This window comes from Chitinophaga sp. (assembly GCF_036569125.1).
Taxonomy (GTDB): domain Bacteria; phylum Bacteroidota; class Bacteroidia; order Chitinophagales; family Chitinophagaceae; genus Chitinophaga.
Genome location: NZ_DATCRF010000481.1, coordinates 11,771 through 36,439, shown reverse-complemented (window position 1 = coordinate 36,439; position 24,669 = coordinate 11,771). Strand labels below are relative to the sequence as shown.

The 24,669-nt window shown below is 48.6% G+C and carries 22 protein-coding genes; 15 read left to right on the top strand and 7 right to left on the bottom strand.

What is annotated here, in order from left to right; genetic code table 11:
- The 3 genes from VIM87_RS18040 to VIM87_RS18030 form a co-directional block, all read left to right on the top strand.
- The coding region (locus VIM87_RS18040) for a tetratricopeptide repeat protein (RefSeq protein WP_331998346.1) at window positions 1-666 on the top strand (666 nt) is incomplete at its 5' end.
- A 166-nt stretch (window positions 667-832) separates the two neighbouring features.
- Entirely contained in the window at window positions 833-2,485 is a 1,653-nt protein-coding gene (gene recN / locus VIM87_RS18035) for a DNA repair protein RecN (protein ID WP_331998345.1), read from the top strand.
- Between the two features lie 63 nt (window positions 2,486-2,548).
- Entirely contained in the window at window positions 2,549-3,361 is an 813-nt protein-coding gene (locus VIM87_RS18030; RefSeq protein WP_089917679.1) for an enoyl-ACP reductase FabI, read from the top strand.
- 532 nt (window positions 3,362-3,893) lie between these two features.
- Here the strand turns inward: VIM87_RS18030 and VIM87_RS18025 are convergent.
- Window positions 3,894-4,115, bottom strand: coding sequence for a DUF2795 domain-containing protein (locus VIM87_RS18025; protein WP_012794455.1), 222 nt, complete (start codon window positions 4,113-4,115; stop codon window positions 3,894-3,896).
- Between the two features lie 100 nt (window positions 4,116-4,215).
- Here VIM87_RS18025 and VIM87_RS18020 point away from each other — a divergent pair, with 100 nt between their 5' ends.
- Entirely contained in the window at window positions 4,216-4,869 is a 654-nt protein-coding gene (locus VIM87_RS18020; RefSeq protein ID WP_331998344.1) for an ABC transporter ATP-binding protein, read from the top strand.
- Between the two features lie 76 nt (window positions 4,870-4,945).
- Window positions 4,946-5,293: a four helix bundle protein gene (locus tag VIM87_RS18015; RefSeq protein ID WP_331998343.1), complete on the top strand. Its 348-nt coding sequence runs from the start codon at window positions 4,946-4,948 to the stop codon at window positions 5,291-5,293.
- 44 nt (window positions 5,294-5,337) lie between these two features.
- On the opposite strand, the gene VIM87_RS18010 is transcribed toward VIM87_RS18015, so the two are convergent.
- From VIM87_RS18010 to gatC, 3 genes are read right to left on the bottom strand one after another with little or no spacing between them, the layout of a single operon-like run.
- Complete coding sequence (locus VIM87_RS18010) at window positions 5,338-5,898, bottom strand: cob(I)yrinic acid a,c-diamide adenosyltransferase (RefSeq protein ID WP_331998342.1); 561 nt, start codon at window positions 5,896-5,898, stop codon at window positions 5,338-5,340.
- A 41-nt stretch (window positions 5,899-5,939) separates the two neighbouring features.
- On the bottom strand, window positions 5,940-6,656 hold the full coding sequence (locus tag VIM87_RS18005; RefSeq protein WP_331998341.1) for an ABC transporter ATP-binding protein: 717 nt from the start codon (window positions 6,654-6,656) through the stop codon (window positions 5,940-5,942).
- Window positions 6,657-6,665: 9 nt separating this feature from the next.
- On the bottom strand, window positions 6,666-6,956 hold the full coding sequence (gene gatC / locus VIM87_RS18000) for an Asp-tRNA(Asn)/Glu-tRNA(Gln) amidotransferase subunit GatC (protein ID WP_217601782.1): 291 nt from the start codon (window positions 6,954-6,956) through the stop codon (window positions 6,666-6,668).
- Between the two features lie 97 nt (window positions 6,957-7,053).
- Between gatC and trpS the strand changes: the two genes are divergently transcribed.
- The 10 genes from trpS to VIM87_RS17950 all read left to right on the top strand — a co-directional run bounded on the left by trpS (window position 7,054) and on the right by VIM87_RS17950 (window position 20,634).
- A complete protein-coding gene (gene trpS / locus VIM87_RS17995; protein WP_331998340.1) occupies window positions 7,054-8,058 on the top strand; it encodes a tryptophan--tRNA ligase in 1,005 nt (334 codons plus the stop codon).
- A gap of 37 nt (window positions 8,059-8,095) precedes the next feature.
- Window positions 8,096-8,731 carry a deoxynucleoside kinase gene (locus VIM87_RS17990; protein WP_331998339.1) on the top strand — a complete coding sequence of 212 codons (636 nt, stop codon included), beginning with the start codon at window positions 8,096-8,098 and terminating at the stop codon, window positions 8,729-8,731.
- A 122-nt stretch (window positions 8,732-8,853) separates the two neighbouring features.
- The gene (locus tag VIM87_RS17985) at window positions 8,854-9,681 is read left to right on the top strand and encodes a hypothetical protein (RefSeq protein ID WP_331998338.1); all 828 of its coding nucleotides are present in this window, start codon (window positions 8,854-8,856) and stop codon (window positions 9,679-9,681) included.
- A complete protein-coding gene (locus VIM87_RS17980; RefSeq protein ID WP_331998337.1) occupies window positions 9,678-11,729 on the top strand; it encodes a helix-hairpin-helix domain-containing protein in 2,052 nt (683 codons plus the stop codon). The genes VIM87_RS17985 and VIM87_RS17980 overlap by 4 nt, the downstream gene beginning before the upstream one ends.
- A 186-nt stretch (window positions 11,730-11,915) precedes the next feature.
- The gene (locus VIM87_RS17975) at window positions 11,916-15,131 is read left to right on the top strand and encodes a SusC/RagA family TonB-linked outer membrane protein (protein ID WP_331998336.1); all 3,216 of its coding nucleotides are present in this window, start codon (window positions 11,916-11,918) and stop codon (window positions 15,129-15,131) included.
- 14 nt (window positions 15,132-15,145) lie between these two features.
- Complete coding sequence (locus VIM87_RS17970; RefSeq protein ID WP_331998335.1) at window positions 15,146-16,585, top strand: SusD/RagB family nutrient-binding outer membrane lipoprotein; 1,440 nt, start codon at window positions 15,146-15,148, stop codon at window positions 16,583-16,585.
- 165 nt (window positions 16,586-16,750) lie between these two features.
- On the top strand, window positions 16,751-17,761 hold the full coding sequence (locus VIM87_RS17965) for a M57 family metalloprotease (protein WP_331998334.1): 1,011 nt from the start codon (window positions 16,751-16,753) through the stop codon (window positions 17,759-17,761).
- A 94-nt stretch (window positions 17,762-17,855) separates the two neighbouring features.
- Complete coding sequence (locus tag VIM87_RS17960; RefSeq protein WP_089917848.1) at window positions 17,856-18,170, top strand: DUF3467 domain-containing protein; 315 nt, start codon at window positions 17,856-17,858, stop codon at window positions 18,168-18,170.
- A gap of 22 nt (window positions 18,171-18,192) precedes the next feature.
- Window positions 18,193-19,269: an Ldh family oxidoreductase gene (locus VIM87_RS17955; protein ID WP_331998333.1), complete on the top strand. Its 1,077-nt coding sequence runs from the start codon at window positions 18,193-18,195 to the stop codon at window positions 19,267-19,269.
- A 42-nt stretch (window positions 19,270-19,311) separates the two neighbouring features.
- Window positions 19,312-20,634: an aspartate kinase gene (locus tag VIM87_RS17950; RefSeq protein WP_331998332.1), complete on the top strand. Its 1,323-nt coding sequence runs from the start codon at window positions 19,312-19,314 to the stop codon at window positions 20,632-20,634.
- 104 nt (window positions 20,635-20,738) lie between these two features.
- On the opposite strand, the gene VIM87_RS17945 is transcribed toward VIM87_RS17950, so the two are convergent.
- Genes VIM87_RS17945 through VIM87_RS17935 form a run of 3 tightly spaced genes read right to left on the bottom strand, consistent with a single transcriptional unit; the run spans window position 20,739 to window position 24,668 of the window.
- Entirely contained in the window at window positions 20,739-21,197 is a 459-nt protein-coding gene (locus tag VIM87_RS17945) for an RES family NAD+ phosphorylase (protein WP_331998331.1), read from the bottom strand.
- Between the two features lie 14 nt (window positions 21,198-21,211).
- On the bottom strand, window positions 21,212-21,670 hold the full coding sequence (gene parS, locus VIM87_RS17940) for a type II toxin-antitoxin system Xre/ParS family antitoxin (RefSeq protein WP_331998330.1): 459 nt from the start codon (window positions 21,668-21,670) through the stop codon (window positions 21,212-21,214).
- Window positions 21,671-21,686: 16 nt separating this feature from the next.
- Window positions 21,687-24,668, bottom strand: coding sequence for a DNA polymerase III subunit alpha (locus VIM87_RS17935; protein WP_331998329.1), 2,982 nt, complete (start codon window positions 24,666-24,668; stop codon window positions 21,687-21,689).
- Window position 24,669 lies beyond the last annotated feature (1 nt).

Genomic DNA, 24,669 nt, shown 5'->3' with positions numbered 1-24,669 from the left:
CCCCGTTATGAAACCATGGTGTACCAGGATTATTTAATGGGCCTGTTAAAGCTGGCCCGCCAGGATGAGGATGCGCATGTGTACCTGGAAAGATTCCTGAACAATTTCAAAGGCAGGTTCAATGTAAAAGAAGCCCTGCAGCGCTTAAGCTGGTATTATTACATGCGGGGCAATATGGAAGCCGCCAATAAATACCGCAGCCTCATTTTAACCCGGGGCAATACGGAAGCTGATGGCGATAAACAGGCTCTGAAAGAAGCCAAAAGCGGCAAATGGCCCAATACCTTTTTACTGAAGGTGCGCCTGCTGAGCGATGGCGGCTTTTTTAATGATGCGCTGAAGCTGATGCAAACTAAAAAGGCGGCCGACTTTACACTTATTGAAGAGAAGCTGGAATATGCCTACCGCCTGGGCCGTATCTATGATGAAATGGGGCAGGATGATAAAGCCATATCCATGTATGAGGCCACGGTAAAAGTAGGTGCTGGCCGCCCGGAGTATTTTGCCGCCAGGGCCGCCCTGCAAATGGGGTATATCTACGAAAGGCGTAATGATAAAGCCAAAGCCCTGCAATGTTACCAGAACTGCCTGAACATGCCCGACCATGATTTTAAGAATTCCCTGGACCAGCGCGCCAAAGCCGGCATCCAGCGGGTAGGGGGCTAAAGGAACATATATTACGCAAATACAATTCGTACCCACCTGCTTACTTTGTTCCAGGCTGCGCTTGCAAAGGTGCAGCATGCATGTGAGCTATTGGGATTGTGCAAAACTTCTTACTTAAAATTCAGGCATTTCATTTTAATTCGTACCCGTAACGCAAACGCCCTCTATGTTACAGAAACTGACAGTTAAGAATTATGCGATCATTGACCACCTGGAGGTTGATTTCTCCGGCAGCCTGAATATCATCACAGGTGAAACCGGCGCCGGTAAATCTATTCTCATGGGCGCGTTATCACTAATATTGGGAGAGCGGGCCGATCCCGGGGTGTTGTTTGATAAAACCGGTAAATGTGTGGTAGAAGGCGCCTTTAAGGTGAAAAAAGCGCTGGTGGCAGAGTTTTTCCAGGAGCATGAGCTGGACCTGGAAGAGGTGCTTATTATACGCCGGGAAGTAAGCGCCAGCGGTAAATCCCGTGCATTTGTAAATGATACGCCGGTAAATCTTTCCCAGCTGGCAGAGCTAAGCGGCTACCTGGTGGATCTGCACCAGCAGTTTGATACCCTGGAGCTGGAAAAAAGCGACTTCCAGCGCCGGGTGGTAGATGCGCTGGTAAATAAGCCGGAAGCCCTGCAGCAGTACCAGCAGTCCTGGCAGCGCTATTCCCAGGTACAACGTAAGCTGAAACAGCTGCAGGATCAGCGCGATAGCGCCAACAAAGAGCTGGACTACAACAAGTTCCTGCTGGATGAGCTGGAAGATGCTGCCTTTACAGAGAACGAGATCGAGAACCTGGATGCAGAGCTGCAGGTGCTTACCCATGCAGAGGAGATCAAGAACACCCTGAACAAAGCCTGTTTTCAGCTAAAGGAAGATGAGCAGCCCATATTACAGCAGCTGAAACAGCTGCAATCCGCCCTGCAGGCCATGGCCGGTTATCAGCAGGAGCTGCCTGCGCTGGTGGCCCGTCTGCAATCATCCTACCTGGAGCTGCAGGATGTTGCCGACGAAATAGAACGCATAAACGACGGCATCCAGTACGATGCTGCCCGCATAGAACAGGTGAATGAGCGAACAGCCACCGGTTACCGCCTGCTGAAAAAGCACGGCGTACATACCACGGCAGACCTGCTGCAGATCCGGGCCACCCTCTCTACCCGTGTAGAAAGTGCGCTGAACCTGGATGAGCAGCTGCTGGAGCTGGAAAAGGAGCAGGCGGCCTTACAGCAATCCCTGGAAAAGCTGGCCGCCGGTATTACCACCCTGCGTATGCAGCAGGTACCGCCTTTTGAGAAAAAGGTAAATGCCCTGCTGGCACAGGTAGGCATGCCCAATGCCCGCTTAAAGGTGAGCATTACGCCGGGCGCTTTGCAGGCTAACGGGCAGGATAATATTGAGTTCCTGTTCGATGCCAATAAGAGCGAACAGTTTGCGCCTATACGAAAAGTAGCCTCCGGCGGGGAGTTAAGCCGTTTAATGTTGTGCATCAAATCACTGGTGGCACAGTCTGTAGCTTTACCAACATTGATCTTTGACGAGATAGATACCGGTATTTCCGGCGAAGCAGCCCGCCAGGTAGGCGTAATACTCAAAGATCTGGCCCATGCGCACCAGGTGATCTGCATCACCCACCAGCCGCAGATAGCCGGTAAGGCCGATGCGCATTACTTTGTGTACAAGGAAACCAGGAGCGGCAAGGTAACTACCGGTGTGCGCCTGCTTACCACGGAAGAACGTATTAATGCCATTGCACAAATGCTGAGTGGTGAAAAGCCCACTGCCGCAGCATTGGAGAATGCCCGGGAAATGGTAGGGAGTTGAGAATAACAAATAATGATTTTTAAACTATAACAACTATTTTTGCCGGAAATTAATTTGAACCCAATGGCTCATAACTTATTACAAGGAAAGAAAGGTATCATATTCGGGGCGCTGGATGAGCAGTCTCTTGCGTGGAAAACAGCTTTGCGTTGCAAGGAAGAAGGAGCCCAGATCGTGCTGACCAATGCTCCTATAGCGCTGCGCATGGGAGAGATCAAGAAACTGGCTGAAACCTGCAACGCGCCGGTGATCCCGGCCGATGTAACCAATATGGACGATCTCAAAAATCTCTTCACCAAGTCCATGGAGCATTTTGGTGGTAAAGTAGATTTTGTGCTGCATTCCGTAGGTATGGGCATGAATGTGCGTAAAGGCCGGCCTTATACAGACCTGGATTACGACTTCAATCATAAAACCTTTGATATTTCCGCTATGTCCCTGCACCGCGTGCTGCAAACAGCTTACCAGCTGGATGCTATCAGCGACTGGGGTTCAATTGTAGCGCTTACATACATTGCTGCACAAAGGGTATTTCCTGATTATAGCGAGATGGCCGATGCCAAAGCCCTGCTGGAATCTATAGCCCGCAGCTTTGGTTACCATTACGGTATCCGCAACAAGGTGCGTATCAATACCGTTTCGCAGTCGCCCACCAAAACTACTGCCGGTAGCGGTGTAAAAGGTTTTGACGGGTTTATGGCCTATGCAGAGAAAATGAGCCCCCTGGGCAATGCCACTGCCGACCAATGTGCTAACTACGTGGTAACCCTGTTCTCTGACTTTACCCGCATGGTAACCATGCAGAACCTGTTCCATGACGGTGGTTTCTCCTTTACCGGGGTTTCACTGGCCATAGCAGAGCAAATGGAAAAGTAAGCGTAAAGCTCAAATAAGCATAAAGCACAAAGCGTAAAGCACAAAGCATAAAGCACAAAGCATAAAGCTCAAAGCATAAAGCACAAAGCCTGTAGCGGATAGCTGCAGGCTTTGCGCTTTAATGGATTAAATGGGGAAATACCCTTTAACACTCCATGGCTGCGGATCTGCAGCATTAATTCATCCCTCGCAGGACCAGGTAGCCCTTTCACAGCCCCCATCTTCACAGCATTAAGCCTTCACCATCATAGCCTCCCCCTTCGCGGCATTCAGCGTTTCGCGTTCAGCATTCAGCATTCAGCATTCCGCTTTTTGCTTTCCGCTTTATGCTTTGTGCTTTCTGCTTTATGCTTTCCGCTCACAAAAAAAGCCCGCAGCTATTCGTTGCAGGCTTTCCTAATAGTTTTACTCAAGGGGAAAATCAAAAGTATAGGCTGTCGCAAAGGATGGCATAAGCGTAGGGCTGTATGCTTACATTTACCAGCTTTACAAGGCGTGGGCTTTATGCTTTGGCTTTCGGTGGGTGCTTCAGCTAATATTCGTCCTCGTTAAAGAAAAAGTCGTCTTGTGACGGATAATCAGACCATATATCCTCTATCCCTTCGTAAATTTCCCCTTCATCCTCCAGCTCCTGTAAGTTCTCTATCACTTCAATGGGTGCACCGGAGCGGATGGCGTAATCAATCAATTCGTCTTTCGTAGCTGGCCATGGAGCGTCCTCCAGGTATGAAGCTAATTCTAATGTCCAGTACATGTTAGTAAAATTTTTACTGCCTTAAATTTTCGCAAAAGTATTATTTAATTTGAAATAAACAACTATTACTATTTTAACGGTGAATTACTTTTCTTTGAGTATGTTAGTTGCTCGCAATCTTACCAAAAATTATTCCAACTTACAGGTTGTAAAGGGGGTAGACGTTACCGTTAAACAAGGGGAAATTGTAACTATCGTTGGTTCATCCGGCGCCGGCAAAAGCACTTTGCTGCACCTGCTGGGCACTTTGGATACCCCTACCTCCGGTGAGGTATGGCTGCAGGATGTAAACCTCACTACCCTGAAGGGCAATGCGCTTGCCGATTTCCGTAACCGCAACATCGGCTTTATTTTCCAGTTCCACCACCTGCTGCCGGAATTTACCGCCCTGGAAAATGTGTGCGTACCCGGTTATATTGCCGGCGCTAAAAAGAACCAGGTAAAAGAGCGGGCGCAGTTCCTGCTGGAAACCCTGAACCTCAAAGACCGTATGGATCATAAACCCAACGAGCTATCCGGTGGTGAGCAGCAGCGTGTAGCCGTAGCCCGGGCCCTCATTAACACCCCCGCCATTGTAATGGCCGATGAACCTACCGGCAACCTGGATTCCAAGAACGCGCGGGAGCTGCACCAGCTCTTCCTGCAGCTGCGGGATCAGTTCAAGCAAACTTTCATCATCGTTACCCACAACGATGAACTGGCGCCCTTAAGCGACCGGCAGCTAACTATGAAAGACGGGAAAATAATTGATTAATGTGCGGATGTGCAAATATGCAAATGTGCAGATGATTTGAGTAATTTATTGAATGTCAATAAATAATACCATTGTTATGCATCCTGATAAAGAAAATCTTATTGTAAACAAAACCTATCAGTTCTCCTTGGCAATTATAGCATATACAGAAGTTTTGGAAGCTAAGAAAAGGTATAATATGGCAAATCAGCTTTTTAAGAGTGGTACTTCTATTGGTGCTAATGTAAGAGAGGCGCAAGGGGCTGAAACAAAAGCTGATTTCCGGCATAAGATGAAAGTAGCCTATAAAGAGGCAGAAGAAACCCATTATTGGCTTGAACTATGTAAAGACGCCTGTAATTATCCCGATCCAAATGCTTTAACAGAAGAGATAATTTCTCTCAAAAGAATATTAGGTAAGATCATCAGCTCATCCCAAAATTAGCCGCATTTTTCATCTGCACATCTGCATATTTGCACATCTGCACATCATACTCTGGGTTTCCACGTCACTTCCGCTACACCCAACCTATGCCCGATCCATCGGGCCAATACAAACAAATAATCACTCAGGCGGTTGGTATACTGCAATACCAGGGGTTCAATAAACAATCCTTCCTCCTGCATACCCACGCACAGGCGCTCTGCACGGCGGCATACGCAGCGGGCCACATGGCAGGTTGATACGGCTACGTGCCCGCCCGGCAGTATAAATGATTTCATCACCGGCAGCTCCTCATTCATTGCATCCATACTTTTTTCCAGCAGCTGCACATCTTCCGCTTTCAGGTCAGGTATGCTCATACCCGTTTCCTTTTCAGGATCCGTAGCCAGGGAAGCGCCAATAGTGAACAGGCGGTCCTGGATCTCTTTCAGTAAAGTATTGGTAGCCGCATCGGTAATATGGTCATTCACCAGGCCAATGTAAGAGTTCAGCTCATCCACCGTACCATAGGTTTCAATACGCAGGTGGCTCTTGGGCACTTTAGTGCCGCCTATGAGGGCCGTTTTGCCCTTATCGCCGGTTTTGGTGTATATCTTGGTAGCCATATTAAAATACGGGGAAATGGCCGCTAAAGCAGCACAGGTGATCAGGAAACAGCGGGTGTGAGGTATTTCTCGTTCAGCTTATCGGTTTCAATTAATCCATCGCGTAAGCGAACTACGCGGCGTGCATGGTCCGCAATATCTTCTTCGTGTGTTACCAGCACTACGGTGTTGCCGGAAGCGTGTATGGCCCCAAAGATCTCCATGATCTCTACAGAGGTTTTGGTATCCAGGTTACCGGTGGGTTCATCCGCCAGTATCAGGGCCGGATTATTCACCAGGGCGCGGGCAATGGCCACACGCTGGCACTGGCCGCCGGAAAGCTCATTGGGTTTATGTTTATAGCGCTCGCCCAGCCCCACTTTTTTAATTACCTCCATCGCCATCTCTTCCCGGGTCTTTTTATTGATGCCGGCATAGATCAGCGGCACCGCCACATTCTCCAGTGCGGAAAGGCGGGGCATCAGGTTAAACTGCTGGAACACAAAGCCTATTTCCTTATTACGTATGCGGGCCAGCTCATTGTCCTCCATGGTGCTAACATCATGTCCGCTCAGTATGTATTTGCCGCTGGTAGGGGAGTCCAGGCAGCCCAGCATGTTCATGAGGGTGCTTTTACCGGAACCGGAAGGGCCCATCAGCGCTACATACTCATTTTTCCGGATATCCAGGGATACGCCTTTCAGCACCGGCAGCTCATTGCGGCCAATAAAATAACTTTTGCGGATGTTCTCTAAATGGATGACAGAATCAGGTCGCATAGTAATAGGTTATTTCTTAATGACTTTGGGCACTTTAAAATACTGGTCGTTGGCGGAAGGGGCGTTCTGCAGTCCTTCTTCACGGGTAATGGAAGGCACTACTTTATCCTCGCGGAACACATTGTAATTCTCCGTCAGGAACAGCAGGGGTTGAACATTCGCGGTATCCAGCTCATTCAGCTTTTCCACAAAGGTGATCATCCGCTGCAGATCATGCTGGATGCCCGCCCTTTCCTGCTCGCTAAATTCCAGCCTGGCCAGGTTAGCCAGCTGCTGTACCAATGCATCATTTACTTCCATGATCAAATTAAATAAAAAGAAATTGAAATATTATTGTTAAATATGACAGTATCTCAAAATTAGGGATAAATGGGGATTTATTATCTTGCACCCCATTATGGCAACAGGAAAAGAAATCGTAGTAAGTGGCATACGATCAACCGGCTTTTTACATTTAGGCAATTACTTTGGCGCCATCCGCAATTATATCCGGATGCAGGAAGATTATAACTGTTACTTTTTTGTGGCAGACTGGCATTCACTCACCACCCATCCCGATCCCAAAGACCTGAGAGGCAACGTTTACCGGGTGCTGGCAGAGAATATAGCCTCCGGCCTGGATCCTGAAAAAGTGGCATTATATGCGCAAAGTGATATACCTGAAATTGCAGAGCTGTACCTGTTGCTGAACATGTTAGCCTATAAGGGCGAGCTGGAAAAAGTACCTACTTTTAAAGATAAGGTACGCCTGCAGCCCCAGAACGTAAACGCCGGCCTGTTAACCTATCCCGTGCTCATGAGTGCCGATATCCTGGTGCACCGCGCTGTAAAAGTGCCGGTGGGTAAAGACCAGGAGCAGCACCTGGAAATGGCGCGTAACTTTGCACAACGTTTTAATGCCCGTTACGGGGAGTTGTTTCCTGAGCCCGTAGCCTTTAACTTTGGCGATAATCTGGTGCGCATTCAAAGCCTGGATGGCACCGGTAAAATGAGCAAGAGTGAAAATGAAATGGCTACCCTGTACCTGAATGATACGGATGAGCTGATCCGTAAAAAGATTATGAAAGCCAAAACAGACAGCGGCCCTGCAGAACCGGGCGCCCCCATGCCGGATAGCATAGCGAACCTGTTTACGCTTATGCAGCTGGTAACAGCGCCGGAAGTGGTGAAAAGTTTTGAGAATGCTTACCAGGATCAGACTATCCGTTACGGGGATATGAAAAAACAGCTGGCAGAAGATATGGTGAACTTTATGGCCCCCATCCGTGAAAAGGCGCAGGCCCTGCAGCAAGACCCTGCCTATCTGCAAAACATCTTAAGGACCGGCGCTGAAAAAGCAAGAGCAAGCGCGGCACAAACTTTGCAGGCAGCAAGGAAATTAATTGGGATCAATTACTATTAACCGCTGATGATCTTTCTACACTTACCACAATAAAAGCATGGCAAAACTTAACAAGATCAAACACATTGCAGTAGCCGGTAACATCGGCGCCGGCAAAACCACCCTTACTGAAGCTTTAGCCAAACATTACAAATGGGTGCCCCAGTTTGAAGATGTGGAACATAACCCTTACCTGAACGATTTTTATGAAGACATGCCACGCTGGTCCTTTAACCTGCAGGTATATTTTCTGCACGGCCGTTTAAAACAGCTGCTGGAAATACAGAACGGTAAAGACACCGTTATACAGGACCGCACCATTTATGAGGATGCGCACATTTTTGCGCCTAACCTTTATGAAATGGGGCTGATGACCAAACGCGATTTTGATAACTATTTCAACTTTTTTGAAACATTGAAATCGATGGTTAAACCGCCGGACCTGCTCATTTATTTACACGCCTCCGTACCCACGCTGGTAGCGCAGATCCAGAAGCGCGGCCGCGAGTATGAAGAGAACATCCGCCTGGATTATCTGAAACGATTAAACGAATATTATAACAACTGGATAGAAAAGTATAAAGAAGGCCCCCTGCTGATAGTAGATATTGATAAGAACAAATTCCCCGATAGCGAAGAAGACCTGGGCGAGATCATTTCCCGCATAGATTCCCAGCTGTACGGATTATTCTGATAACAACAACACCTGTAGTCAGCAAACACAATTTTTTACTTTTTACTTTTTAATTTATTTTCGCCCCTCTCTCTTAGTGCATCTCTCCCTCAGAATTATTGTCATCAACCAACCATTTATAAATGAGAAAGCTCATTGTAACCGTTGTTTGCACCTGGGGTATATCCTTATTGAAAGCCCAATCCGTTTGGTTACCCGTAGGTCCGCAGCAGGCGGGCGGTACGTACAGCGCACAGTTCCAGCATGTATTTACCGCCCTGCATAACCAGGCCGCCCTGGCGCACATTTCCACCGTTTCCGCAGGCGTGTATGCCGAGCGCCGTTTTATGTTAGATGCTACCAGCCTGTATGCTATGGCAGTGGCCATTCCCACATCATCCGGCACATTCGGTTTATCTGTTCAGCATTTTGGCTTTGATGCCTTTAAACAGCAAAAGCTGGGCCTTGCCTATGGCCGTACCTTAGGCAGTAAGGTAAGCATCGGCATACAGGCCGATTATCTGGCCGCATCCATCCAGCAGTATGGCCGCGCCGGCACTGTTACCTTTGAAGCAGGCTGCTTGCTGCACATTACCCCGCAGCTGCATGCGGGTATCCATGCTTTTAACCCTGCCGCACGGCAGCTGTACAAGGCCGGTGCGCAGGATATTCCGGTGGTATACAGCGCCGGCCTGGGTTACGAGGTATCCGGCAGCTTATTATTCAGCGCAGAGGTGATCCGGGAAACAGACCGTCCCATGACCACCCGTGTAATGGGCGAGTACCGCATCATTCCCCAACTATCGCTGCAGCTGGGCATTGCAACAGATCCGCAGCTGAGCGGCGGGGGCATCAGCTTCAGCTGGCAATCGCTGCGTATATTCCTTTCCGGTAGTTATCATCCGCAATTGGGTATTACGCCCGCAGCAGCTCTTATCTGGCAACAAAAGAAAAAAGAAACACTGCTATGAAAAGCTACCGCATTATTCTGGCAGGCTGCCTGTTACTGGGCGCCTGCGGGCAGGGGTATGCCCAGTCAGCAGAAACCTTATCTGCCGCAGGGGAAGAGCAGCTGGAGAATAGCACCATTATACCGGAAGATGATACCCGCTGGCAACAGCTCAATGCTTACACCCGGCATAAGGTGGACCTGAACCTGGCAGATGCTGCAGCCTTGCGGTCCCTGGGTTTGTTAACCCCTTTGCAGATCAATAGCCTGCTGGCCTACCGCCGTTTATTGGGAAAATTAATAAGCATTTATGAGCTGCAGGCTGTACCCGGTTTTGATGAAGGGCTTATAAACCGTATACTGCCCTATATTACTGTAGATGCTGGTTTGCAGCCATCTTACACGCTGCGCGATTATCTGCATAAAGGGGAGCATGCGCTGTTACTCCGTTACGGCCGGCAGCTGGAATTACCACGTGGGTATGCGCATACAGATAGTACGGCTGCACATTACGCCGGCTCGCCGGATCAGCTGCTGCTGCGTTACCGCTATAACTTTCCGCGTTATGCCAGCTGGGGCCTGGTGATGGAAAAAGATGCAGGTGAGCAGTTCTTCAAAGGCGCGCAAAAACAGGGCTTTGATTTCTACAGCGCCCACCTGTTCATCCGTAATTATAAACACATCAAAGCCCTGGCCCTGGGCGATTTTACAGTGAACATGGGGCAGGGGCTCATCAACTGGCAATCACTGGCATTTGGTAAAAGCCCCGTGGTATTGCAGGTAAAGCGGGAAGGGGAGGTGCTGAATCCATATGCCTCCACCGGTGAGTTCTATTTCTTCCGCGGCGCCGGTATTACGCTGCAGCAGCGTGCCTGGCAGCTAACCGCTTTTGCATCCCTCCGCAAGCTGGACGGAAATGTTTTTGAAAGCGATACGCTGGAAGCCGCATCCTACATCAGCTCCTTTGTTACCACCGGCTATCATCGTACCGCGCTGGAAGCCGCTAAGCGGGGCGCTTTGCAGCAACGCACTGCCGGTGGAAATATCGTGTATGATAATGGCAACTGGCGTATAGGCCTTAATGTTATACAGCATAAATTCTCTGCACCGCTGCAAAAAAGTGAGCAGCCGTATAACCTGTTTGCACCGGAGGGCAACCGGTTCTTTAATGCCAGTATTGATTACAGCGGCACCTGGAAAAATGTGCATGCTTTCGGTGAAACAGCGGTAGATGCAGGCGGCCACCTGGCTTCGGTAAATGGTATCCTGGCCGGCATACACCCAAAGGCGGATGTAGCTTTACTATACCGCTCATATCATCGCGCCTACCAGTCATTATACAGCAATGCTTTTGGTAATAACTACCGCCCCGCTAATGAAAGCGGCTGGTACACAGCCATTACCCTGCGTTTAACCCGGCAGCTGAAAATGGAAGCCTATGCAGACCTGTATCGTTTCCCCTGGCTCAAATACCGGGTGAACAGGCCGGGCGCCAATGGCCGGGAGCTGTTAATGAGCCTTACCTATACGCCGGATAAGCAAACGGAAGCGTTTATCCGCTACAGCCATAAGACCGGCTGGGAGAACAGCGCTGGCAGTAATAATTATATAGCCCCGGTAGTACCGCTAACCCGGCGTAGCTGGCGCTGCCAGGTAAGCATGCCTTTAGGCGGGCCCTGGAAGCTGCGCAGCCGGGTTGAGCTGAACCACTATACAAAGAACCAGGATAAACAGCAGGGCTGGTTATGTTTCCAGGAATTACAGTACCGCTCTACCTCGCTGCCGCTGCGGCTTTCCGGCCGCCTTACCTGGTTCAGCGCCAGTGGTAGCGGCAGCACTTTGTATGCCATAGAAAGTAATATGCTGTATAGTAATAGTGTAATGCAGCTGAATGGGGATGGCTGGCAGTATAATATTAACATAAGGTGGGGTATTACAAAACGTATAGCCGTTTGGTTACGCTGGAACCAGGTAACGTACCGGAATGCCGCTACGATCGGCAATGGATGGGATGAAGTGGCCGGCAAACACAAAAGCACCATTCAGTTGCAGGCGCAACAGTTGTTTTAACACCCGAAAGTACAAAAGTGTAAAAAATACACAACACTAGATTTAGGGCTTATTTATTTGATAATGACTACTTATATGAATTAAAAATTAAAATATCCTTAATCATTTGTTAATTTTTACTTGTCTAGTAGTGGTTTTTTTATCTAAATTGTGGGCCGTGTCAACCAAAATCTAAATCGTTAATTAATGAAAAAGACGTTACTCTTTTTCACCATGCTTATGGTGATTGTAACGCTGGCATTCGCTCAACAACGCCAGGTTACAGGTAAGGTAACAGGAAGCGATGGCGCTCCTATACCGTTTGCAACAGTACAAATCAAGGGGACTAACACAGGAACTACCACAGATCAGGACGGAAACTTTAAGCTCAATGCCTCTGGCAGTGACGTAGTTTTAGTGATCAGAAGCGTAGGGTACACCTCCCAGGACTTAAAAGTGGGTGCAGGCAGCCAGGCCAATGCCGTGCTGCAAACCAGCAATGAAAGTCTGCAGGAAGTGGTGGTAACAGCTTTGGGTGTTCAGAGAAAAAAGAACGAGCTGCCTTACTCCGCACAAACCGTGGTAGGTGAAGACCTGGTAAAAGCCAGGGAATCCAACATCGCCAACTCCCTGTCCGGTAAAGTATCCGGTTTGGAAGTACGCCGTAATAACAGCTTGGGCGGTTCCACCAACGTAGTGCTGCGTGGTAATAAATCCTTATCCGGTAATAGCCAGGCGCTGTTTATTGTAGATGGAGTACCTATTGATAACTCCAACACCAACACCGCTGATCAGCAGAGTGGCCGCGCCGGTTATGATTACGGTAATGCCGCTGCAGATATCAACCCGGACGATATTGAATCCGTGAACGTGCTGAAAGGTGCCGCTGCATCTGCACTGTACGGCTCACGTGCTTCCAATGGTGTGATCATGATCACCACCAAAAAAGGCAGAAGAGGTTTGGGTGTAACTATCAACTCCGGTGTAACCATCGGTAAGGTTGATCCCAGCACTTTTGCAAAATATCAGAACAAGTATGGCGCCGGTTATGGTGCTTACTATGCATCACCCGATGGCTACTTTAACTATCAGGATGTGAATGGCGATGGTGTAAAGGACCTGATCGTTCCCACCACAGAAGATGCTTCTCATGGTGCGCCTTTTGATCCGAGCTTAAATGTATATGGCTGGTATTCTTTTGACCCGGGTAACCCCTTTTACGGAAAGGCACGCCCCTGGGTTGCTGCAGCCAATGATCCTACCAAATTCTTCCAGACCGCTGTTTCTACTGTGAACAGCATTATGATAGATGGCGGTGGCGACCAGGGCTACTTTAAGCTGGGTTATACCAAGAACATTGATAAAGGTCTGTTGCCGAACAGCAGCATTAAGAAAGACCAGATCAACTTCGGCGCTTCTTATAACATCACCCCCAAATTAACAGCCAGCGGATCTATCAATACCACTATATTGTCAGGTCTGGGCCGTTATGGTACCGGTTATGATTCCAAGAACCTGATGACCAACATGCGTCAGTGGTGGGAAACTAACGTGGATGTACTTGAGCAGCGCGATGCTTATTTCCGCAATAAAACAAACGCAACCTGGAACCAGGCCACTGTAGGCGCTACCAACCCTATTTACTGGGATAACCCCTACTGGACCCGTTACGAGAATTACGAGAACGATAGCCGTACCCGTTATTTCGGTAACGTAATGCTGAACTACAAAATAACAGATTGGGTAGATGTTATGGGCCGTGTATCAATGGATACCTATAACGCTCAGCAGGAAGAAAGGATCGCCATCGGTAGTATCGATCCTTCAGAATATTCCAGGTATAACCGTTCTTTCAGTGAGTTTAACTATGATCTGATGCTCAACTTCCACAAGAAACTGAGCAACGATTTTAACCTGGGTGGTATCCTGGGTGGTAACGTAAGAAGAACGCACGTAACATCTATCGATGCTAAAACAAACGGTGGTCTGTTAATTCCCCGCCTGTATGCATTGCTGAACACAGCTAACCCGCTGGAAGCGCCTATTGAATCAGATTCAACTGAAGAAGTAGATGGTATTTTTGCCGCCGCTAACCTGGCCTACAAGGAAATGCTGTTCCTGGATGTAACTGCCAGAAGGGATAAATCCTCCACTTTACCGAAAGAGAACAACACCTACTATTATCCTTCTGTTTCATTAGGATTCCTGTTCTCTAAGCTGATCCATAACACACCCTGGTTGTCTTATGCCAAAGCAAGGGCCAACTATGCCGAAGTGGGCGCTTCAGCTCCCGGTTTATATACAAGGAATTATTATGACGTACCAACCGGTATAGATGGTGTGCCGCTGGCATCGGTAAATAATACCAAATACAATCCTAACCTGAAGCCGGAACGTACCAAAAGCTGGGAAGCCGGTCTGGAAGCCTCTTTCCTGGAAAGCCGCGTAGGGTTTGATGTAACGTATTACAATACAAGATCCACCAACCAGATCGTAAAAATGCCGGTTTCAAGAGCTACCGGTTATGACTTTAAAGTAGTGAACGCCGGTGAGATCCAGAACAAGGGTATAGAAGTATCCGTGTACGGCACGCCGGTTAAAACACCATCTTTCTCCTGGACTATTAATGCTAACTGGTCAAGGAACCGCAACAAGGTAAATTCCTTACCGGAAGGCGTACAGAACCTGCAATTGAACCCCGCCAGCATGCAGGGTGGTATTTCTATCAATGCTTCCCTGGGTCAGCCTTATGGTACCATCCGCGGCTCCAACTTTGTGTATAATGAAAAAGGTGAGAAGCTGGTAGATGCAGCTGGTCACTACGAGATCTCCGGTACTTCCAATGAAGTGATCGGTAACGTGAACCCTGACTGGATCGGTGGTATCACCAACACCCTGAAGTACAAAGATCTGTCTTTGAGCTTCCTGGTAGATATGCGTCAGGGCGGTGATGTATTCTCACTGGATATGTACTACGGCCTGGCTACAGGTATTTATCCTGAAACTGCCGGTACCAACGACTTAGGCAACCCGGTACGTTCTCCCATTGCTAATGGCGGTGGTATAATAGTGAAAGGTGTAACCGCAGATGGTAAACCCAATACAACCCGCGCCAGCGCAACTAACTACGGTATCTATGGCTATCGCTATAACCCGGCTGCTGCTTTCGTATATGATGCCAGCTATATTAAGCTGAGGGAAGTATCGCTCACTTACTCCCTGCCAAGAGGTGTGGTATCCAGGATCCATCCCATCAAAGGTGTTGACTTCTCTCTGATCGGAAGGAACCTGTGGATCATTCATAAAAACCTGCCTTATGCTGATCCTGAGGAAGGTATGAGTTCCGGTAACGTTCAGGGCTACCAGTCAGGTGCCTACCCAACTGCCAGAACATTTGGTTTTAATGCTAAAGTGCGGTTCTAAAAAACTATTTAAACATGAAGAAGCTAACATTATCATACATAACGCTGGCATTTGCAATGGTGCTCGCTGCATCCTGCACAAAGAATCTTACAGATCTGAACCAGAACTCTAAGAAACCGGCTGCCGTAGTGGCGCCCACCCTGTTTGCCAACGCGGAGCTTAATATCACGAATGCGCTCACCAGCACTAACGTGAACGTAAACATTTTCCGCCTGCTGGCGCAATACTGGACAGAAACCACTTACCCGGATGAAAGCCAGTATGACCTGAGCACCCGTAATATTCCGCAGGAGTTCTGGCACAGGCTGTACCGCGATGTGCTGACTGACCTGAACGAAGCTAAAAAGGTAATAAATGAAGATGCTACCCTGGATGCTGCGGTGAAAAAGAACCAGCTGGCACAGATCGAGATAGTAACTGTTTATACTTACAACGTAATACTGAACACTTTTGGCAATATCCCTTACACAGATGCAATGGATATTGACAACCTTTCTCCCAAGTACGACGATGCAAAAACCGTGTACCTGGATCTGCTGGCAAGGCTGGATGCAGCCAACGCTAACCTGGATCCGGCAGCTGCAAGTTTTGGCGCCAGCGACATCCTGTACAAAGGAGATGTAGCCAGTTGGAAAAAAATGGCCAGCTCACTGAAAATGCGTATGTGGATGGTGCTTGCAGACGACGAACCTGCAAAAGCCAAAGCCGGCATTGAGCAGGCTTCTCCCACTGCATTTACATCAGCAGCAGATAACGCCTCTTTCCCTTACTCCACTGTACCGCCGAACACTAACCCGCTGTGGGTTGACCTGGTACAGAGCGGCCGTTTGGACTTCGTAGGCGCCAATACCCTGGTAGATACCATGAACGCGCTGAGCGATCCGAGAAGACCTTTCTTCTTTGGTGAAGCAGCAGGCGGTGGTTTCAAAGGCGGTATCTATGGTACCAGCAACGATTACAGCGCATTTTCACCGGTAGGCGATCTGCTGCGTAAAAAAGACTTCCCCTCCATTTGGATTGATTATACTGAAGTGGAGTTCCTGCGTGCAGAAGCAATTGAAAGAGGCATGACCGGTGTTGCCGGTACTGCCGCTACGCACTACACCAATGCAGTTACTGCCTCCATTATTTCATGGGGTGGTACCGATGCACAGGCAGCTGCTTACCTGGCGCAGCCTCAGGTTGCTTATGCTACTGCTACCGGCGGTTACAAAGGCAAAATAGGCGTACAGAAATGGCTGGCATTATACAACCGCGGTTTTGAAGCCTGGACAGAATGGAGAAGGCTTGACTTCCCCAAACTGGTTAAGCCGGAAGAAGCACAGTCTGAAATTCCCCTGCGCTACCCTTACCCGGTAAGTGAGCAGAACCTGAACCAGGTGAATTATGACGCTGCTGCCAAGGCCATTGGCGGTGATGTGGTAACTACCAAATTGTTCTGGGATAAGTTCTAAACAAAAGCATTTTAAAGAATAACAAAAAGCCAGGCAGTTGAAGAACTGCCTGGCTTTTTTTATGGCCGTTCATTGCTAATCTCAGGGAATCTTTCTATATTGATAATACTTGTAACCCATACCCAACAAGTACCCTATTGCCCTCACACTTAAACCAGAAAAAGTATGTTACATTCCTCAAAACCCTTGATCAGCAGCCTGATCGCAGTATTATTGATGTTTAGCATTGCCTGTAAAAAAAGTATTGACACCTCCACCGATGAAAAAGTTTCCAGTGAAGTTTTGCAAAAGATCTATGACATGGGCTTTAATATTTCCGGTGTAAAAAAAGTAGCGGAAGGTTATGTGGTGGAAGGCGACATTTTAATAACACCCGAACAATTAGGCGTAAACAGCAAATCGCCCTGGATAAGGATGGGTGAAACAGAGCAGTACAGGACCAATAACATAGTGAGCGCCGTTGCATCCTCCCCGCGGACCATTACATTGTCTATCACCGGTTTGCCGTCCGATTATACCACAGCGTTGGATAATGCCATAGCGCGTTACAATGCATTAAACCTGCGGCTTGTTTTTCAGCGTGTAAGCGGTAGCGCGGATATAGCTGTTATAAGTGAATCCCTGGGCGGGGCCCTGGGACGCTCCGGTTTTCCCAGTGGTGGTAATCCCTATAGCATCCTTCGGCTGGATCCGTCGGCTATAGGCCCTTTCCCGGACCTTAATAATCTGGCCACCATCATTGCCCATGAATTGGGCCACTGCATTGGCTTCCGTCATACGGATTATATGAACCGCTCTTACAGCGGTTGCCTGGTAGATGCTTCACATCCTAACGATGAAGGCGCCGGCAGCGATGGCGCTGTTTTAATATTTGCTACACCCTCCAGCCCCGACCCCGATTCCTGGATGCTGGCATGTGTAGGGCCCTTTGATAACCGTCCTTTTACTTTCCGTGATATTGTGGCATTACGCTACTTGTATGGGATCCCGTCACCTTCCTGTGGCGATGATAGCCAGCGGCTGATCAATGGCGTTTGTCAAACCTCCGGCCGCTATATTATCAGCACGGAATATGACGATTTCCATGACCGGTGCCTGATCTCCTATTACTATATGTGGAGCAATGGGGAAGTTTCCAGCGCGCATACATCACGGGAGCCCGGCCCATGCCCATGATCTTTACAAAATATATGGGGCATTACCCCCTGTAAAAAAAGAGGCTTCATTTGAAGCCTCTTTTTTTACTTTTGTACCCTCAAACCTACCAAATATGGATAATCAGCAAGAAGAGCAGACGCAGTTGAATATAGAACTGAGCGAGGAAATAGCAGAGGGTGTGTACGCCAACCTGGCCGTAATAACACATTCCAATGCTGAATTTGTGGTGGATTTTATTAATGTAATGCCTGGTTTACCAAAGGCTAAGGTGAAGTCACGGATCATTTTAACACCCCAGCATGCCAAACGTTTTATGAAAGCGTTGCAGGATAATGTAAAGAAATATGAATCTGTACACGGCGCCATACAGGATCAGGACCCTGTATCCATGCCCATGAATTTTGGCGGTCCCACCGCGCAGGCCTGATCATTAGCACTGATACAAAAGCATGAACCATATTTTTTCCTATCAGCATTTAAGGGAATTCACCCACGAGGTATTTACCCGCATGGGTTGCTCTTTACAGCATGCAGAAACCGCAAGTGAGGTACTCCTGTCTGCCGACCTGCGGGGGGTAGACTCCCACGGGGTGGCCCGCCTGAGCGGTTACGTACGTTTGTGGGAGGCCGGCCGCATTAATGCCCGGCCGGATGTGCATATTGTGCACGAAACGCCCAGCACTGCCGTGGTAGATGGGGATAGCGGCCTGGGCCTGGTAGTAGCGCCCTTTGCTATGGAAGTAGCCTTACAGAAAGCCGCCGCGGTAGGCAGTGGCTGGGTAAGTGTAAAAAATTCCAATCACTTTGGTATAGCCGGTTACCATGCCATGATGGCCCTGGAAAGGGATATGATCGGTATGGCCATGACCAATGCCAGCCCGCTGGTAGCGCCCACTTTTGCCAAAGAGCGTATGCTGGGCACCAATCCCATAGCAGTAGCCATTCCGGCCAATGAGCAGCCGGCCTTTGTAGCAGATTTTGCTACCACTACTGCTGCCAACGGCAAACTGGAAATATTACAGCGTAAGAACCTGGAGGCGCCGGAAGGCTGGATCCAGGATAAGGACGGCGCTACCAGCACCAACCCGCATGAGCTGCGCAGCGGCGGCGCATTGCTGCCCCTGGGTGGCGACCGTGAGCATGGCAGCCATAAAGGTTATTGCCTGGGCGCAATAGTTGACATATTTTCGGCCGTTCTTTCAGGAGCCAATTACGGTCCCTGGGCGCCGCCGTTCGTAAGCTTTTTACCATTGGCGCCGGATCCGGTGGGGCAGGGCCTGGGCCATTTCTTTGGCGCCATGCGGGTAGATGCCTTCCGCCCGGCAGATGAGTTTAAGGCCAATATGGATAAATGGATCGGCCGTTTCCGGGATGCCGTGCCTGTAGCAGGGCAGCAGGTGCTGATACCCGGCGATCCGGAGCGGGAAATGGAAAAGGAGAGAAGGGTGCAGGGCATTCCGGTGTTAGAACCCGTGGTAAAGGATCTGGAGGAAGTGGCGGCCCGGTTTAAAATAAAATTTGCTTAGCAACAACAAACACAAATACATCTAAAAGACAACTCTCACAACATGAAAGTTTTAAAATTTGGCGGCACCTCTGTGGGAAAGCCGGAACGTATGCATGCCGTGGCTAAATTGATAACGGCAGACAACGATCCAAAGATTGTGGTGTTATCTGCGTTGTCCGGTACTACCAATGCGTTGGTAGAAATAGGACAGTCACTGGCAGAAGGGAATAAGGCACAGGCTAAACAGCAGATCGATAAGCTGGAAAAGCATTACCGTACCTTTTGTAATGAGCTGCTGAAGCAGGAAGGTCCCCGTGCCAAAGCCAAAGAGATTGTGGATGAGCATTTTGAATTTCTGACCATTATTCTCAAAATATCTTTCAACGAAGCGCTGAACAAGGATATCCTGGCCCAGGGTGAGCTATTGAGCACAAAGCTGTTCAATGTATACCTGGAAGAAGCAGGCGTACAGGCTGTACTGGTGCCCGCCCTGGATTTCATGAGCATTGATGAATTTGAGGAGCCGGAGATCCCCAAGATCAAGATCCGCCTGGGTAACCTGATCGATAAGCAAAAGGACCAGCGCATCTTTATTACACAAGGCTACATTTGCCGCAATGCAAAAGGCGAGGTAGATAACCTGAAACGTGGTGGCAGCGATTATTCCGCCTCCCTGATCGGGGCCGCCATTCAGGCCAGTGAAGTACAGATCTGGACGGATATTGACGGTATGCACAACAATGATCCGCGCGTAGTAAAGAAAACCTTCCCCATTGAGCAGCTGTCTTTTGATGAAGCTGCGGAGCTGGCCTACTTTGGCGCTAAGATCTTGCACCCGGCCTCCATATGGCCCGCGCAGCATTTTAACATCCCGGTAAAGCTGCTGAACACTATGCAGCCGGAAGCCAAGGGCACTATTATCACTGAAATGCCTAATGGCGATGGGGTAAAGGCGATTGCTGCCAAAGACGGTATTATTGCTATTAAGATCAAATCCAGCCGTATGCTGCTGGCTTATGGTTTTTTGAGAAAGCTGTTTGAGATCTTTGAGAAGTACCGTACACCTATAGATATGATCACTACTTCAGAAGTAGCGGTGTCTATTACGATCGATAACACACAGCATATAGATCAGATCCTGAAAGAGCTGCAGCCCTTTGGCACCGTGGAGCTGGATCACCATCAAACCATTGTATCTATTGTAGGGAATGAAGTAGCGGCTACGCCTTCTATCCTGAAAAAGTTGTTTGAGGCGCTGAATGAGATCCCGCTGCGTATGATCTCCTATGGCGGCAGCCGGCATAATATTTCCATACTGGTAGGTGGCCAGTACAAGGAAAAAACATTGCAGCTGCTGAATAAAGGATTGTTCAACCTGGAATAAGAAAATGTGCAGATATGCAAATGTGCAGATGTGCAGATGAATACACGTAGATCATCACTACGAAGATCATTTATTTGCACATCTGCACATTTATCATCTGCACATCATTTTTTCAGCCGCTGGTCAAATACAAACGGCTGCTGGCTGGTTACATACACGCCTTCTGCTTCCGGGTGCAGTGGGTTTACCAGGTAGTTGAACTCCTCCGGTATCACTACAGATGGGATCTTTAATACCGGGTATTTACCTTCTTCTAACCACGCATCACCCACCTTTTGCAGCTCCGGAAAAGGGGCAAGGGATTGCCAGCCGGAAGGCAGCTCTTTACGGGTAATGGTTTTAACCGGCATCTTATCCGGTATAAGAATAGTAGCAATACAAAAATCCTGAACAATATTCTTTAATGGTACATGCACCAGTACTTCCAGTGCGGAGAGGGCGCGGCTGCCTGCAGTGTACAGTACCGGATGACCTTTGCTGTTCCAGCGTCCGCCATACAGGCGGGCGCCAACACCATTCAGATCAGTAATGTACATGCATTTGCTGATACGATAGACTTCCATTCAATAGGGTGTGGTTATGCAAAAATGCCGTGTGCTATTTTGCCAAGTTCATCTTCGATGAGCTGGAAACCAAAGGTAGTATCTAAAAGGGAAATAGGAGGTTGGTAATTGAACGCAGGTAATGGAGTACGCATCCATTCCTTAAAATTTTCCAGGTCGCCAAATACAAAGGTACCGTGCTGGTACAGTTGAGAGAGTAGTATGGCCCTTTCGGAAGTATCTGCAGAGAGTTTTTCATCATCTGCATAGCGTTGCAATGTTCTTTCAGAAATGTGCAGCACGCGCGCCACCTCTGACAATGAAAATGAAAGCTGCTGACTCAGGTTCATAAGCGCCTTTTTAATGATGCCATCCCTGGAAAGCTGTATAAACTCAAAATACCCCCGGCCTGCCCCATAAGGCACGGCGGCTTCCTGCACTACCATTAAAGTATGTTCCTGTACCTGGTATTCGATGTTTTTGTGTGGTTTCATGCCCCAACGTCATTTGTCACAAATTTACGGCTTTTTGTCTGGTTAAAAAATTTTTATCCTCAAAATACCCAATTTTCCGCATATAACTGATTTCCAGCAATATAACATCGTATTCCTTGGTAACCCGCCCCTCCAATATATAAAAACCGCTCTTCTGCAGGGGATACTGCCGGAAGCTTTCGGGGAAATGTACGGTATCCAGGAAGGCCTGCTCCCGGTCTAAAAAGGTCCCAAAGCACATAGGCGCACCCTGGGAGGTATTAATATGTTTGGTAGTTACCAGGTAGCCCAGCGCCCGCACGGTTTCTCCCAGCCTTTCAGTCATTTCCCGCACGGTCACATACTGGCTTTGATCATGTTCCAGCACGCTGAAGGGGGAGCACAGCGGAAATCCCAGCAGCGCTATCTCATCAAAAGCATCTTCGTGTGCATGGTAAGTCAGCTGCGGCAGCTTGCAATCCGGCGCCGGCTCATAGAACAGGGGTAATACATGATCTGCGTTCGGGTCTTTGCTCCTTAGCAGCAGGCTGCTTTTCCATAACAGCTCTTTTTTCGTGTAGCCGGTAAAGTTAAAGGCGCCTATCCGTATCAGTATATCCAGCTGTTCTGGCGGGGGCTGCATACGTTCCGTAAAATCATCCAGGCTGGCATAAGGCCCGTATTGGCTCCGTTCTGCCAGCATGCGGTTTATCCAGGCTTCTTCCAGCCCTTCTACATGAATAAAGCCGGTATATACCTCTTCACCTGCAATGCGGGTAGGGTAGCTGCTGTTATTAATGCAGGGCGCATGAATAGTTACACCGGTTTTTTGCAGCTCCCGGAAATACAGCTCCCGGTTATAAAAGCCGCCAAAGTTATTGATCACCGCTACCATAAACTCCGCAGGAAAATAAGTTTTCAGGAACAGGCTTTGGTAGCTTTCCACTGCATAGGTGGCGGAATGCGCTTTGGAAAATGAAAAGCTGGTAAAGCTGGCTATTTGCCGCCATAGCTCTTTTGTTACGTCTATAGGGCGGTTCATCCGTGCGCTGTTGGAAAAGAACTGCTCCTGCAATTTCAAAAAGGCATCCGGCCCGCGGTACTTACCGGCCATACTGCGGCGTATAATGTCGGCATCTGCCAGGTCCATATCGGCATAGGCATGTATCAGCTTAATTACATCTTCCTGGTACACCATAATACCAAAGGTTTCCGACAGCACCTCTTCAATAACAGGGTGCAGGTAAGTGACCTTATCCTTATTCCTGAAATTCTCCACATACTGCCGCATCATACCGGATTGCGCTACACCCGGGCGTATAATAGAGCTGGCTGCCACCAGGGTTAAATAATCATCACATTCCAGCTTTTTCAGCAGCTGCCGCATGCCCGGAGATTCTATGTAAAAGCAGCCAATGGTATTTACTGTTCGCAGTTGCTTTTTTACATTTTCATCCGCAGTAAAATCTTTAATGGCATGTATATCTATATCTACACCTTTATTGGCCTTAATAATATCCAGCGAATCGCGTATGTGCCCCAGCCCGCGCTGGCTTAGTATATCAAACTTATACAGGCCAATGGCTTCTGCCTGCAGCATATCCATTTGTGCGGTACAAAATCCTTTGGGTGGCAAATGAGTGGCGCAGTATTGATGGATAGGCGCATCGCTGATAAGGATGCCGCCGGCATGTATGCTCAGGTGGTTGGGAAATGCTTTACCTTCTTTGGTCATAAGACTGCAGAAGCCCAGTATTTTTTGCTGTATGCTATCTTCATCCAGCTTAAGCTCAAAAGGGGTATCCAGTATGCGGTCTATCTCCTTTTTAGGCAGGCCGTATACTTTACCCAGCTCGCGGATAATAGCATTTTCCTGGAAGGTAGCTACGGTGCCTAACAACGCCGTGTATTCGCCACCGTGTGTTTTAAATACATGTTTGATCACCTCATCGCGGTCGCGCCAGGAAAAATCAATATCAAAATCCGGGGGCGAACTGCGGTATGGATTTAAGAAACGTTCAAAGTACAGGTTCAGCGCAATGGGATCTACATCTGTAATGCGCAGGCAATAGGCAATAATGGAATTGGCGCCGCTGCCCCGGCCTACATAAAAAAATCCCCGGCTTTGTGCATAGCTGATAATATCATGGGTGATCAGGAAGTAAGCATTAAAATTCTGATCTTCTATGATCTTCAGCTCTTTTTCAATACGGTATTTTGCCTCTGCATTATCAGCGCCATACCGGTCAAGCATGCCTTCATAAGCCAGCTCCCGCAGCTTATCCCGGTCTGCGGCTGCGCTGCCGTACAAATATTTTTTATTACGCTGCACTTTAAAATCAAAATGCAGCTCGCAGGCTTCCATGATCTGCAGCGTGTTCTGTACTATGTGCGGGTATTGTTCATAGTGCTCCAGCAGGTCGGCCGGCAATAACCAGCATTCGTCGGGTAAGGCAGTAGTAGCGGAGGGCAGCTGGCTGATGAGAATGTTCTGATCTACTGCCCGCAGCACACGGTGCAGCTCATAATGTTCCGCATCCTGGAAAGTAACGGGGTGTAAGATCACCAGCTTATGCTTATACTTCAGCGTATCTACCCTGAATAGCTTATTCACTTCACGGGGGCGTATGCCTAGCAGCTCATGTGCGGCCAGCTGGTCCGGTGCACAAGCGCCCCAGGCATATATAACAAAGGTACCGGGCAAAACCGGCGCCCGGTCGGGAAAAGGCATTTCGTTTTGCAGGTGCTCAGATAAAAAGCGGTTAATATGGAACCAGCCTTCCATATCGCGGGCCAGCAGAATGTATTTGAAGGTATGCGTATTCCTGCATTCCAGGCCAATAATGGGTTTTATATCTTTTGCATGGCATTCTTTTACAAAGGTCCATACATCGGCAGTCATGTTAATGTTGGTAAGGGCCAGGCTGGTAATACCCATGTTGCGGGCGGTGGTTACAAGGTCTCTGGTGGTAATGGTGCCATAGCGCAGGCTGAAATAGGTTTTACAATTCAGGTACATG